This is a genomic window from Enterobacter sp. SCRI0065 (genome assembly GCF_059766475.1).
Genome location: NZ_JCBAJB010000001.1, coordinates 989,568 through 1,002,068, shown reverse-complemented (window position 1 = coordinate 1,002,068; position 12,501 = coordinate 989,568). Strand labels below are relative to the sequence as shown.

Here is a 12,501-nt window from a genome sequence, read left to right as displayed (position 1 = left end):
TTAGAATTTCAGGGCGAGCGCGATCTCTTCTTCGCTCTCTTCTTCATCAATGACGGTTTGCGCTTTGTTGGCGAGAGCCACAAATGGCATGTAGAGCAGTGTTGCAACACCCAGGTTGAATATCGCCAGCAAGAATGCCGCGACGCTACCGTTGGTGTTAAAGAACGCCCCCAGGCCTGCCGGCATGGTCCACGGCGCGATGTTGGTCACCGGCGGAATGATACCCAGATAGTAGGCCGTCAGGGTTATCCCAGCCAGCAGCGGTTGAATCACAATGAAAGGAATAAACAGCACCGGGTTCATGATGATTGGCAAACCAAACAAGATTGGCTCATTAATCTGGAAGATGCCTGACGGCAGCGCCAGCTTAGCCACCTGACGATGGTCTGCGCGACGAGAGGTAATAAAGATGGCAATAATCAGACCCAGCGTCGCCCCGGTACCGCCCAGGAAGATGTAAGAGTCGAGCATCGGTTTTGCCCACACGTGGAAGGTTTTACCCGCCGCCAGCGCCGCGTCAACGGAGCCGTACTGCTGATACAGCTGGACGTTTTCCAGCGCCCATGGGGTCATAATACCGCTGTCCAGGGCCGCCAGGGCCAGAGAGCCATGTACGCCGAAGAACCACAGCAGCGAGGTGAAAATGACGTATGCCCAACCAACCACGCCGCCCATCGACGCCAGCGGCGTAGAAATGGAATCCATGATGATCTGGTGGAAGTTCGTGCCCCAATTCGACAGTGCCCAGGCAATCGTCCCCATAATAGAGAGAATAATAAAGCCAGGAATCAGTGCAGAAAACGAACGTGAGACCGATTCTGGAACGCTATCCGGTAAACGAATAACCCAGTTACGGCGAACAATAAAGGTGAACATCTCAGCAACCACCAACCCGATAACAATACCGGATATAATGTTTGCCCCACCTAACCAGTTTGCCCCTACGGCATAGGCTTCACCCACGCTATAAGGTGTGACGGTCATAAACGCCGCCACCGATAATAATCCGGCGGCCAGTGGATCCACTTTCCGTTCTTCAGCCAGCGCCATTCCGATGAAGAAAGGCGCCATCAGCGACATAATACCCAACGTACCGTTGTATACGTTGCCGCCGATGGCTTTAAAGCCATTGAGGGTTTCAATGGTAGAAGCATCTAAACGAATTCCTAATGAATAGAAAAAGGAACCATCCCCAAAGCTCAGAAAAACGTTGTTGATTAAAACGAACATTGCCCCAGCCAACGTTAACGGCATAACCTTAATAAAACCGTTTTTGATGGCATTAACATGCGGCTGCTTTCCTATTTTAACAGCAAAAGGAAGGAGTACCTTTTCAAGTGAATTGATGACTCTACTCATAGGAAATTACCCTTAAATGCCGCAATAAAATATTGCGGCGTAAGTGTGTGAAATAACTCTTTGACGGGAAAAATAAAATAATTAATTAGCGGCGGCTTTTTTAATTGATGCGACCGCAGCTTTAAGCACACCTAAACCATCGATTTTGCCGTACAGCGCAGAGTCGATCACTTCAACCGGTTTGTTCGGTAATAAACGTTGAATTTCTGGCAGCATATAAGCAATTTGCGGCCCGAGTAATACGACGTCTGCATTGGGGCCTTTTTCGCCCGCCAGTGTTTCAGGAAACGCTTCGATCACCACAGGAACTTCATACTTCTCGGCTTGAGCACGCATTTTTGAGACGAGTAACGACGTTGACATGCCAGCAGAGCAAAACAGATAGATATGTTTCTTTTCCATAGCAACTTCCCTCTTGTATGACCACCCACTATCACCAGCTTGACGCCTGCGGGTGCTACATTTGTTTGTCATTGCAATCGAGTATACGGCATGGGGCGGGGAGGTGATAATTCGCCGTTAATCGAAATAGTCTCTCCTTGACCTGTCGTTTTGACTGCCTTCACATTTTATGTAAATAATTCGCGCAAATAAATAAGATTCGTCAATACATAAAAAAACCGGCCACAAGGCCGGTTCGTTTACTCATCAGGCAAAAGGATTATTGTGCTTTCGGTGCCTGCGGATCGGTATCGTACTCAGCACAGCTCTGATAGCCAGAGTTAACGACGTGTCCCGTATCGTCGAGCGCCACGAAGTAAGTCTCTGCTTTACCATCACGTTGACCCAGGATGTAGGTCTGGCAGGTACCGCGTGCGTGAATCATGGTGACTTCTGAAGAAGGTTTACCCGCGACCTGCGCAACCTGCGCACGGCTCATGCCTTTCTTCACGTCTTTAACTACCGGCTGCGAAAATTGATCTTTAGTACGATCGTAAGCTGTACAACCCGCCAGCATAGTTAATACCGCCGCTGCACTTAGTAATCCCGCTACTTTCTTGTTCATATTCCGTCCTCTTGTTTTTCAGCGTGTTATCTAAGCATGGGACAAAATGTTCTTTTCATCAACTTTGAGTGCGAAGCGGCAGGATTTTCGGAAAATTCTAATAAAACAACGTTAAGGCGCTCCATCACCCTAATTTGCCCCGCTCGAAACGGTGATCCTTGTCGTTTTACGCCCAAAAGGGTAGTTTTAACCCATCACTCATTCTTCTCGTTTTTGCATATGGAGGGCGTAATGGCTCTGCAACAAGAGATTATTCAAACCCTGGGCGTCAAGCCTGCGATTGATGAAAACAATGAAATTCGCCGCAGCATCGATTTTTTAAAAGACTACCTTAAAACTTATCCTTTTCTGAAGTCGCTGGTATTAGGCATCAGCGGCGGCCAGGACTCTACGCTGACGGGTAAACTGTGTCAGCAGGCTATTACTGAGCTGCGCCAGGAAACGGGCGACGATTCGCTACAGTTTATTGCCGTGCGTCTTCCTTTTGGTGTACAGGCTGACGAACAGGATTGCCAGGACGCCATTGCGTTTATCCAACCCGATCGCGTTCTCACCGTTAACATTAAAGGTGCCGTGCTCGCCAGTGAGCAGGCCCTGCGTGAAGCGGGCATTGAGCTGAGTGATTTTGTCCGTGGCAATGAAAAAGCCCGCGAACGCATGAAAGCCCAATACAGCATTGCGGGTATGACTAAAGGCGTCGTGGTCGGCACTGACCACGCGGCTGAAGCGGTTACGGGCTTCTTCACCAAATACGGCGACGGTGGTACGGACATCAACCCTATCTATCGCCTGAACAAACGTCAGGGGAAAAAGCTGCTGGCTGCACTCGGTTGCCCGGAACATCTTTATCAGAAAGCGCCAACCGCAGATTTAGAAGACGATCGCCCTTCTCTGCCGGACGAAGCAGCCCTCGGTGTAACCTACGACAACATTGATGATTACCTCGAAGGCAAAAAGCTTGATGACAGTATCGCCCGCACTATTGAAGGCTGGTATCTGAAAACTGAACACAAGCGTCGCCCACCGATCACCATCTTTGATGATTTCTGGAAACGATAAGAGTGTCTAAAAGGGCGAAGCACCCCGCTTCGCCTCTTTTTTAACCACCCCACACCTGCTACACTGTATACCTAAACAGTATCTGGAGTTTTTTGTGAGCAGGCGTCAATCTGCCCCGCGTCTGGAATTTGAAGCGGCGGCCATCTACGAATATCCCGAACATTTGCGTCCCTGGCTTGAAGCACTGCCAAAGCAGCCCGGTGTCTATTTCTTTCATGGTGAAAGCGACGCGATGCCGCTCTATATCGGCAAAAGCGTGAACATTCGCAGTCGCGTTTTATCTCATCTGCGCACGCCCGACGAAGCGGCGATGCTGCGCCAGTCGCGCCGTATTACCTGGATGCAAACCGCAGGTGAGCTGGGCGCATTGCTGCTGGAAGCGCGGTTGATAAAAGAACAACAGCCGCTGTTTAATAAACGCTTACGCCGTAATCGACAACTGTGCTCACTGCAAATATCTGACGGCAAACCGCAGGTCGTTTATGCCCGCGAGGTGGATTTCTCACAGGCTTCGGGTCTGCACGGGCTTTTTGCAAACCGCCGGGCGGCACTGCAAACGTTGCAGACTCTCGCCGATGAACAGCGCCTTTGCTACGGTCTTTTGGGGCTGGAGTCGCTGACGCATGGACGCGGCTGCTTCCGCTCAGCGCTCAAGCGTTGCGCCGGTGCCTGCTGCGGCAAGGAGAGCGTGGAGGATCACCAGAAACGTCTGGTAGAGGGGCTTGCGGCCATCAGCGTCACCTGCTGGCCGTGGGACGGCGCCATCGCGCTAAAAGAGTCCAGTAGCGAACTGACGCACTATCACATTATTCACAACTGGCTGTGGCTGGGTGCCGTCGAAACGATAAGTGACGCGTCCGAACTGATGCGAACACCCGCCGGTTTCGATCATGACGGTTACAAAATCCTCTGCAAACCGCTCCTCACCGGCAAGTATGAAATCATCGTGCTTAGTGCCCGGGAAGCCAGGTAATTTCGCTGAACAGCAGCGTGCCTTCGGATTCCAGTAAGCGTAACGTGTGAATACCATCCTGCCAGCTGGCACCCTGGTCGGCTGTCAGCAGCTTTTCCCCTAATTGCCAGGCGCCGCTCAGCACAAACACCACCCCGCCGCGCGAGGCGAACGTAGTAAAGGTGCGATCGGCAACGCGCACTTTCGCCCGACAGTGCTCTCGTCTGGTCAAGATATTGAAGTCCATCGACATCCGTCCATCGGTCAATTTAGCCTTCACAGGATGATCGCCCGCAAAGCTAAACGGCTGATGCCGCTTTAGCGTGTGGCAGAACGTTTGACCTGCGTCCAGCGTCACTTCGCCGCCTTCAATAAGGGTGATAACCCGATCGACCCCAGGAAAAAGAGAAAATTCGCCGTTGCTGGCGATAGAAGCAATACTGGCACGCCAGTGAAAATCACGCGTTGCAGAGGGAAAACAACAAATTTCTCGCGTCTCGCCTGCGCCATTGCGCCAAAGATTCACCGGCATTTTGCGGATATCAAAAAAGTCCATCACCACTCCTGAAAGGCACAGCTCGCGCCAGGGCGGCATGATAAATAATGCCGCTGTCTTGATTGTTATCGTTGGGTAACCACAGACGTATTATCGGCAGCAAGCGAGGGGGCCTTAGCATGACGTTGAAAAAAACACTAACGCCATGACTCCCTTCAGAATTTACTTAACCGACCACAGGAGCATACCGTGCTGGTAGCGGGTGACAAGAGGGCTTGAAAGAAAAAACCGCCGGACCTGTCCACAGCGATTGCGCTTTCGTGAACAGGCTTCCGGCGGTCTTGATAGAGTGTGCTGGTTACTCAGCAGCAGGAGCCATTTTACCTTCCGGCGCTGGACGTTCTGTCAGACGCTTCTCAAAATTGGCATTAAACTGTTTTTTCTGTTCCGGCGTCAGAATGTTGTAGATTTTATTCTGCGATTCCATACGGGCCAGCATGCCCGCTTTGTGCTGCTCGGCCATTTTGTCGATCTGCGCTTCAGCTTTGGCTTTATCGAAGCTGTCGCTGGCGATGAGGTCGTGCATGGCGCGGCGTTCTTCCAGCGGCGGACGCTTCATCTGGTCACGCTGGCTTTTCATGATGTCACGAACCTGCTGCTTCTGAGCATCCGTCAGGTTCAGGTCTTTAAACATCATGTCATGATGCGGACCCGGCTTGCCTTTATGATGCATCATCATTTTGCCTTCGGTCGGCGCGGCGGTGGTCGTGGCGGTATCCGCTGCAAACGCCATGCTGGTAGCGCCCAAAGCCAGGGTAGAAGCAACAAACAGTGCAGTTAATTTACGCATAATATTTTGTCCTTACTTTTCAGTTATTCTTCGGCGCTATGCCGTGTTGACGAGATTAACTTTACGGGGTTTATCGTCAATTAGTCAGAGCAACGGTAAAACAATGAAAGTGTAAAAAACAATTTATCGCCAAATATGGAGAAATTAAGGATAAAGCGTGGAGAGTTGAAACTAAAATAGACAAGACGATGATTTTATAGAGATTATGAAGAAGTATAAACTGACGCGGATTAATAATAAAGCAATTAACCAGGAATAATCCGTAAAGAATTGGCGATCGCCATCATGGTTAAGAAAATAATATTGTCTCCTCCCTCTCTAAAAGAGAGAGAGGAGCCCTGTCAGGTTAATTTTTCAAGCATTAACCCTGCGCGCAGGCCAAAGGCGACCAACGGATTGGGGAACAACACATACTCGGTCGTTTTCTGTACCACGTACCGCTCGTCGCCATCTTCGGCCAGCAGGACGCCCTGCCTGAACGGCGTGAAGTTAAGCGTATGGGCGGCCATATGCAGCTTAAACGCCTCGCTACGGCGAGTGATTTGCTGCACCACGCGATAGCGCTCTACCGGCTGATGATGGGGCTCAGGTGCCACGCCTGAGAGCAGCGCGCGCAAGGCGAGATGCGTGGGCGAAAAGCGTGACAAATCGTTTTGCCCGAACGGGAGTGCTTTACCCAGCTCCAGCGTACAAGCAAGCGCCGCAAAATGTTCGCAGGTAAAATGGGTAAACGTCCCGCCTGGCGACTGATGAAAGACCAGCGCCTCAAGCCCCACATCGCCCAGCCACGTCAGGAACGACTCATCCCACGGCTGGTTGCGCTGCGGCATGACGCCAAAGCGAACATGGTATGAAGCGCGAATGGCGGTATGCAGATCAAGATGCCATCGGTCCGGGCCTGCTTTGGCATAAAAAGCCCCGACCTCCTGTTCCAGTTCCTGAACTCGCGCGGTCTCTTCACTCTGAGGAAACTGAGAGACGCGTCCGCCAAACATCCGGTTGATATCGCTTTGCATATAGCGCTTGTTTTGCGAAAGCGCCGGAGGATTACCCAGAATCACCAGCACCCGACAGCGCAAGGTGATACTTCCCTCAAACAGCGCATGTAACAGCAAATCGACAATCTCAACCGGTGCGGTTTCATTCCCGTGGATACCAGAGGAAAGCACCAGCGAACGATCGCTCTTTTCAAACGGCGTCAGCTCCAGGATGCCCCGCCCTAACCAACGCCAGTGAAACGTTGCGCCTTCGCCCTCTTGCTGCGCGGGGCGTTCACCTGCCAGCGTCAGTGCCAGAAAATTCTCCATACTTTCTCCCTAGCGCTGGAACGGGTAAACCGATCCCAGTTGCAGAATCGTGGTTAAATCATCCAGCGCCTCGCGACCTTCCCGCAGCAGTTGGGGATCAACCAGGTCGGCCTGCGTCAGGCGATCGCGGTAGTAGCGATCAACCCAATCGTTGAGCGTAGAAAACAGGGCATCGTTCATCATGACGGCAGGATTGACCGCCCGCATTTCGTCCTGCGTTAGCACCACACGCAGACGTAAACAGGCCGGGCCGCCGCCATTGGCCATGCTTTCGCGCAGATCAAACACGCGAAGCTCGGCGATCGGGTTATCGCCATTGACCAGTTCAGTGAGATAGCGCCACACGCCCTCGTGGTTGCGGGACTCTTGCGGTAGCACCAGCAGCATGGTGCCGTCATCACGGCTGAGCAGTTGACTGTTAAAGAGGTAGGTTTCCACCGCATCCTGCACGCTGACCGCGTCGGTGGGTACCTGAACAGGCATGAAGCCCGGAACACGTTCCTGCAAGGTTGCGAGCAGCTTATCCTGATGCGCAAACGCCTGTTGATGGCAAAACAGCACCTGGCGATTGGATACCGCAATCACATCATTATGGAACACGCCCTGATCGATAACCTGCGGGTTTTGCTGAGCAAAGATAATCTGCCCCGGATTAACCTGGTTAAGACGCGCAACGGCCTGACTGGCTGCCAGCGTCTGGCGCGCCGGGTAGCGCACCGGTGCGCCGTGTCCGCTTTCATCACGACCGTAGATAAAAAGCTGCGTAGCCGGTTCGCCGTAATCGCCACCCAGACGGTTATGGTTGGCGGCACCTTCATCGCCAAACATGGCAACCTGCGGCAGCGCATCATGCACGCTGAAATGGGCCTCGTTGTTGAAAATGGCACGCAATACACGTTCAGTGGTCACGGCTTCTGTTGCGCGATGGAATTTATTGTTTAGGTTTGCCACCGTCAGATGCACTTTGCCATCCAGCGTGTCTGCCGACGGTGCCACCGTCGCGGCATTCGCCACCCACATTGAAGAAGCAGAGCTGGCAGCAGAGAGGAGATGTGGCACCTGGGTTCCAGCTTTTTCGACGACCTGCTCATCGCTACCGCTAAACCCCAACTGGCGCAGCACCGCCACGTTCGGGCGCTCCTGCGGTGGAATGACCGCCTGCGGAAATCCCGCATCGGCCAGCGCCTTCATTTTCTGAAGCCCCTGCTTAGCCGCCAGCCTGGGATTCGAGACCTGAAAACGGTGCTTCGTCGAGGCCTCGTTGCCAAACGACAGTCCGGCGTAATGGTGGGTTAACCCCACCAGCCCGTCAAAGTTGACTTCACGCGCTTTCATGACGATTCCCCTGAGTGAAATCCAGCCCCGGATTGAGCGTTTCAGGCAGCGTGAGTGAGGATGTCTCAAGGCTCGCCATCGGCCATGCGCAGTAATCTGCCGCATACCACGCGCTGGCCCGATGATTCCCCGACGCGCCCACACCGCCAAAAGGTGCCGTGCTTGCCGCGCCGGTCAGCGGTTTGTTCCAGTTGACGATACCGGCCCTGGCTTCGAGGAGCAGTTGTTCAAATTTCTCGCGGTTGGGTGAAATTAACCCGCTCGACAGGCCGAAGCGCGTGTTATTCGCCATCGCGATCGCACCGTCGAAATCATCATAACGCCAGACACACAGCAGTGGCCCAAAGGTCTCTTCGTCCGGAACGTGATTCGCATTGCTCATATCAATAATACCCGGCGTCAGGAGCGACGTACCGGGCTGAATCAGTCGCGGCTCCAGCAGGCTTTTGGCCCCGCGCGCGACATGTTCCTGCCAGGCATTGATCACGTTGTTCGCCGCCTGTTCAGAAATTAGCCCACCCATGAACGGCTGCGGATTGGCATCCCACTCGGCCGGGACCAGGCGCGAGCTGACTTCCACCAGTCGAGCTAAAAACGCATCGCCCTGCGCGCCGCGCTTTACCAGTAAACGACGCGCGCAGGTGCAGCGCTGCCCGGCTGTCACAAAGGCCGATTGAATAGTCAAATGGACCGATGCGTCAATATCGTCTGGATCTTCAACGATCAGCGGGTTGTTGCCGCCCATCTCCAGCGCGAGGATTTTTTCCGGCTGCCCTGCCAACTGGCGATGCAGTTGATAACCCGTGCCCGCACTGCCGGTAAACAGCAGGCCATCGAGATCGGTCAACGCGCTCAGCGCCTGACCCGTTTCTCGCCCGCCCTGCACCAGGTTAAGGACGCCCGCTGGTAATCCCGCCTGTTCCCACAGTTTGACCACCGCCTCACCGCTCCACGGCGTAAGTTCACTTGGCTTGAAAACAACGGTATTCCCCGCCAGCAGCGCGGGCACGATGTGTCCGTTTGGCAAATGACCCGGGAAGTTATACGGGCCGAATACTGCCAATACGCCGTGAGGGCGATGACGTAAGGTCGCGGCACCATCGGCCATATCGGTGTGCTGCTCGCCGGTACGGGTGTGATACGCCTTCACCGAAATGCCGACTTTGTTAATCATCGCGGTGATTTCGGTTGTAGCCTCCCAGCGTGGTTTGCCGGTTTCCCGGGCAATGATCGTCGTCAATTCGGTTTTGTTGGTTTCGAGCAGTGCAGCGAATTTCTCAACGATTGCCTGACGCGCGGAAAACGGCAGTTTTGCCCAGGCCGGAAACGCCTGTCTTGCCGCTTTGCTGGCCTGCTCAACCTGGGCTGCGCTCGCGTCAAACCCTTGCCATAACGTCTCTTTTCCAACCGGATTGCATTTAACGCGTCGCTCACCTTCGCCAGTTACCCAGTCGCCATTAATCCATAAACTCATGCTGTTTTCTCCTCGGGGCAAAGTCGCACCAGGCGAACCGTATCGCCTGCGCTGCATTTCAGGGCATCCAGTTGGGCTGCGGTCAGCACCAGACGTTCGCCATTCGGGTTTGCGTTAATGAGCATCGCGCGGAAATGATTGTACTCTTCATTAGCAACCAGACAGGCAGGCCATTCACCCGGTGCTGGCTGCCCTTCAACGACCGTCACCAGCCGACTTTTGCGGATCGCCCGCACGCGGTCTACGTCACACTCAAGCGTCGGGCCACCGTCAAAAATATCGACGTAGTTACGATAGCGGAACCCTTCTTTCTCCAGCACTGCGCGCGCCGGGGCCGTCTGCGGATGCACTTCTCCGATCACCGCCTGCGCCTCTGGACTCAGAAAATGGGTATAGATAGGGTGTTTAGGCATCAGCTCAGCGATAAAAGACTTTTGCCCGGTACCGCACAGGTAGTCTGCGCGGCTGAACTCCATCGAGAAGAAACGCTCACCGAGGCTTTCCCAGAACGGGGAATACCCCGTCTCGTCGATCACCCCACGCATCTCTGCCACCACTTTCTCGTTAAAGCGATCGCGGAAGGCGGCCATAAACATAAAGCGCGATTTGGAGAGCAGATAGCCGTTGCCCTCTTTGCGCCAGTCGGGATCGAGGAACAACGTGCAGAGCTCGCTGCTGCCGGTATGATCGTTACTCAGGATGAGGGTTGGCAGCGCGTTATAAACGTTCAGCTCTTTCGAGGCGTGAACCAGCGTGCCGACGCGATAATTGTACCAGGGGTCGTTCAGGCCCACCGCCACTTCGATGGCGCAGATCCCCACCACGGTTCCCGTTTCACACTCTTCCAGAACAAAGACGTATCCTTGTTCGCTTTTCGGCAACGTCCCTTGCCAGGTTTGCAGGGCGCGCTCAATACGCGCCGACAGCGTTTTTTCATCGGCCGGAAGCGAGGTCAGCCCACCTCCGGTTTTACCTGCAAGCTGCATGAGCCCGGCGATATCGCCACGCTCAACGGGACGGATGACCATCATGATGACACCCCGGACTTCACGTTTTCACAGGCCAGCACAAAGCGGTCCAGGCCGGTGGAGACCTCTTCAGCGCTCACGATCAGCGCCGGAGCGAATCGCACCACGTTGGCACCCGCAATCAGTACCATCACGCCTGCTTTTGCAGCTTCCTGTGAGATAAGTTTAGCTTTTCCGGCAAATTCAGCGGTGAGTTCACAGCCAATTAATAGCCCCAGGCCACGAATTTCCTTGAACATACCGGTTTTAGCGTTGATGGCATTCAGACGTTCAACGAACCAGTCGTGGCGCTGCTTCACGCCGTTCAGAACCTCCGGCGTGTTAATAATATCCAGCACTTGCCCCGCCACCGCCGAGGCCAACGGATTGCCGCCGTAAGTGGTGCCATGCGTCCCCACGGTCATCACGCTGGCGCATTTATCCGTGGTCAAGATGGCCCCCACAGGGAAACCGCCGCCCAGCGCTTTCGCGGTAGACAATACGTCTGGCGTCACGCCGTAATACATGTAGGCATACAGCTCACCAGTGCGGCCCACGCCGGTTTGAACTTCGTCAAAAATCAGCAGCGCATTATGGCGATCGCACAGTTCGCGCAGCCCCTGCAGGAAGGTTTTATCCGCAGGAACCACGCCGCCCTCACCCTGCATCGGTTCAACGATAACCGCGCAGGTGGTGTCATCAATCAGCTCGCTGGCAGATTGCAGATCGTTGTAAACCGCGTGACGAATATCCGGCGGCAATGGCGCGAAATCTTGAGAATACGCCGGCTGGCCGCCCGCGCTCACGGTAAACAGGGTGCGTCCGTGGAAGGCATTTTTGAACGCCACAATACCGCTTTTCTGGGGGCCAAAATGGTCGTGAGCATACTTACGCGCCAGCTTTAGCGCGGCTTCGTTGGCTTCTGCACCAGAGTTACAGAAGAACACCTTCTCGGCGAAAGTCGCGTCGATGAGCTTTTTAGCCAGACGTAAAACCGGCTCATTCGTGAAGCCATTACCGGTATGCCAGAACTTCGCGGCCTGGTCGTTCAACGCCTGACGTAACGCGGGATGCGCGTGACCCAGCGCATTCACCGCAATACCTCCTGCAAAATCGATATACTCTTTGCCCTGCTGATCCCACAGGCGCGAGCCTTCACCACGTACCGGAATAAAAGCCGCCGGAGCGTAAACCGGCATCATCCAATCATCAAAATTTTCACGCGTCATTGACAGAGACATAGCGACCTCATCCGGTAAATAAATAGTTATTCAAATGTTAAATAATTGAGTGTTTGCACTGTGAATGTAGATTGCAGAGTTCGTGCCAGCCAGCGATAAAAATGCATAAACGGGTTGAGGTGACGGAATATCAACAGCTTAGGATATGGAGTTATTCACTGTTACTGCATATTAAGTGAATATTTTCACGGTAAGCGGCAGTTTGCCGCAGGAAAAATAGAAATATTATGCACAAGCCAAATATAATTCTGGATTTGTGATCGCTCGCGAAATTTACCCTCCCTTCACGCCCCTTTTAAGGGCATTGCGCTCGAGAATGGTGCAAATATTGCACCGTTAACCTTATCTGTTGCAGTTATTGGTCATCCCAGATAACAGATGACGCAAATTCTGCTACCATCCATGCACTATTTAC

General features: G+C 53.6%; 12 protein-coding genes. 2 read left to right on the top strand and 10 right to left on the bottom strand.

Translation table 11 applies throughout. The features are described 5' to 3' along the window. The 3 genes from chbC to osmE form a co-directional block, all read right to left on the bottom strand. On the bottom strand, positions 1 to 1,359 hold the full coding sequence (chbC, locus tag AC6EMZ_RS04850; protein WP_498401269.1) for a PTS N,N'-diacetylchitobiose transporter subunit IIC: 1,359 nt from the start codon (positions 1,357 to 1,359) through the stop codon (positions 1 to 3). An 81-nt stretch (positions 1,360 to 1,440) separates the two neighbouring features. Then, positions 1,441 to 1,833 carry a PTS sugar transporter subunit IIB gene (locus AC6EMZ_RS04845; protein WP_498401268.1) on the bottom strand — a complete coding sequence of 131 codons (393 nt, stop codon included), beginning with the start codon at positions 1,831 to 1,833 and terminating at the stop codon, positions 1,441 to 1,443. Between the two features lie 187 nt (positions 1,834 to 2,020). Continuing rightward, positions 2,021 to 2,365: an osmotically-inducible lipoprotein OsmE gene (gene osmE, locus AC6EMZ_RS04840; RefSeq protein WP_498401267.1), complete on the bottom strand. Its 345-nt coding sequence runs from the start codon at positions 2,363 to 2,365 to the stop codon at positions 2,021 to 2,023. Between the two features lie 231 nt (positions 2,366 to 2,596). Between osmE and nadE the strand changes: the two genes are divergently transcribed. Both nadE and cho read left to right on the top strand, forming a co-directional pair. Continuing rightward, a complete protein-coding gene (nadE, locus tag AC6EMZ_RS04835) occupies positions 2,597 to 3,424 on the top strand; it encodes an NAD(+) synthase (RefSeq protein ID WP_498401266.1) in 828 nt (275 codons plus the stop codon). Between the two features lie 94 nt (positions 3,425 to 3,518). Then, a complete protein-coding gene (gene cho, locus AC6EMZ_RS04830) occupies positions 3,519 to 4,397 on the top strand; it encodes an excinuclease Cho (RefSeq protein WP_498401265.1) in 879 nt (292 codons plus the stop codon). On the opposite strand, the gene ves is transcribed toward cho, so the two are convergent. From ves to astC, 7 genes are all read right to left on the bottom strand, one after another. Further along, complete coding sequence (gene ves / locus AC6EMZ_RS04825) at positions 4,375 to 4,932, bottom strand: environmental stress-induced protein Ves (RefSeq protein ID WP_498401264.1); 558 nt, start codon at positions 4,930 to 4,932, stop codon at positions 4,375 to 4,377. The two genes, cho and ves, sit on opposite strands and share 23 nt — an antisense overlap. 298 nt (positions 4,933 to 5,230) lie before the next feature. Beyond that, positions 5,231 to 5,722, bottom strand: a complete 492-nt coding sequence (gene spy, locus AC6EMZ_RS04820) for an ATP-independent periplasmic protein-refolding chaperone Spy (RefSeq protein WP_498401263.1) — start codon at positions 5,720 to 5,722, stop codon at positions 5,231 to 5,233. Positions 5,723 to 6,063: 341 nt separating this feature from the next. Further along, on the bottom strand, positions 6,064 to 7,029 hold the full coding sequence (astE, locus tag AC6EMZ_RS04815; protein ID WP_498401262.1) for a succinylglutamate desuccinylase: 966 nt from the start codon (positions 7,027 to 7,029) through the stop codon (positions 6,064 to 6,066). Between the two features lie 9 nt (positions 7,030 to 7,038). Continuing rightward, positions 7,039 to 8,364, bottom strand: a complete 1,326-nt coding sequence (astB, locus tag AC6EMZ_RS04810) for an N-succinylarginine dihydrolase (protein WP_498401260.1) — start codon at positions 8,362 to 8,364, stop codon at positions 7,039 to 7,041. Then, positions 8,351 to 9,838 (bottom strand): succinylglutamate-semialdehyde dehydrogenase, encoded by a 1,488-nt coding sequence (astD, locus tag AC6EMZ_RS04805; protein WP_498401259.1) that lies wholly within the window; start codon positions 9,836 to 9,838, stop codon positions 8,351 to 8,353. Before astD ends, astB begins: the two co-directional genes overlap by 14 nt. After that, on the bottom strand, positions 9,835 to 10,869 hold the full coding sequence (gene astA, locus AC6EMZ_RS04800; RefSeq protein ID WP_498401258.1) for an arginine N-succinyltransferase: 1,035 nt from the start codon (positions 10,867 to 10,869) through the stop codon (positions 9,835 to 9,837). The genes astD and astA overlap by 4 nt, the downstream gene beginning before the upstream one ends. Beyond that, positions 10,866 to 12,086, bottom strand: coding sequence for a succinylornithine/acetylornithine transaminase (astC, locus tag AC6EMZ_RS04795; protein ID WP_498401257.1), 1,221 nt, complete (start codon positions 12,084 to 12,086; stop codon positions 10,866 to 10,868). Before astC ends, astA begins: the two co-directional genes overlap by 4 nt. Positions 12,087 to 12,501 lie beyond the last annotated feature (415 nt).

Excerpts from the sequence above, each read along its gene's own strand:
- chbC (WP_498401269.1), bottom strand. The coding sequence starts at position 1,359 with ATGAGTAGAGTCATCAATTCACTTGAAAAGGTACTCCTTCCTTTTGCT.
- AC6EMZ_RS04845 (WP_498401268.1), bottom strand. The coding sequence starts at position 1,833 with ATGACAAACAAATGTAGCACCCGCAGGCGTCAAGCTGGTGATAGTGGG.
- osmE (WP_498401267.1), bottom strand. The coding sequence starts at position 2,365 with ATGAACAAGAAAGTAGCGGGATTACTAAGTGCAGCGGCGGTATTAACT.
- nadE (WP_498401266.1), top strand. The coding sequence starts at position 2,597 with ATGGCTCTGCAACAAGAGATTATTCAAACCCTGGGCGTCAAGCCTGCG.
- ves (WP_498401264.1), bottom strand. The coding sequence starts at position 4,932 with ATGGACTTTTTTGATATCCGCAAAATGCCGGTGAATCTTTGGCGCAAT.
- spy (WP_498401263.1), bottom strand. The coding sequence starts at position 5,722 with ATGCGTAAATTAACTGCACTGTTTGTTGCTTCTACCCTGGCTTTGGGC.
- astE (WP_498401262.1), bottom strand. The coding sequence starts at position 7,029 with ATGGAGAATTTTCTGGCACTGACGCTGGCAGGTGAACGCCCCGCGCAG.
- astB (WP_498401260.1), bottom strand. The coding sequence starts at position 8,364 with ATGAAAGCGCGTGAAGTCAACTTTGACGGGCTGGTGGGGTTAACCCAC.
- astD (WP_498401259.1), bottom strand. The coding sequence starts at position 9,838 with ATGAGTTTATGGATTAATGGCGACTGGGTAACTGGCGAAGGTGAGCGA.
- astA (WP_498401258.1), bottom strand. The coding sequence starts at position 10,869 with ATGATGGTCATCCGTCCCGTTGAGCGTGGCGATATCGCCGGGCTCATG.
- astC (WP_498401257.1), bottom strand. The coding sequence starts at position 12,086 with ATGTCTCTGTCAATGACGCGTGAAAATTTTGATGATTGGATGATGCCG.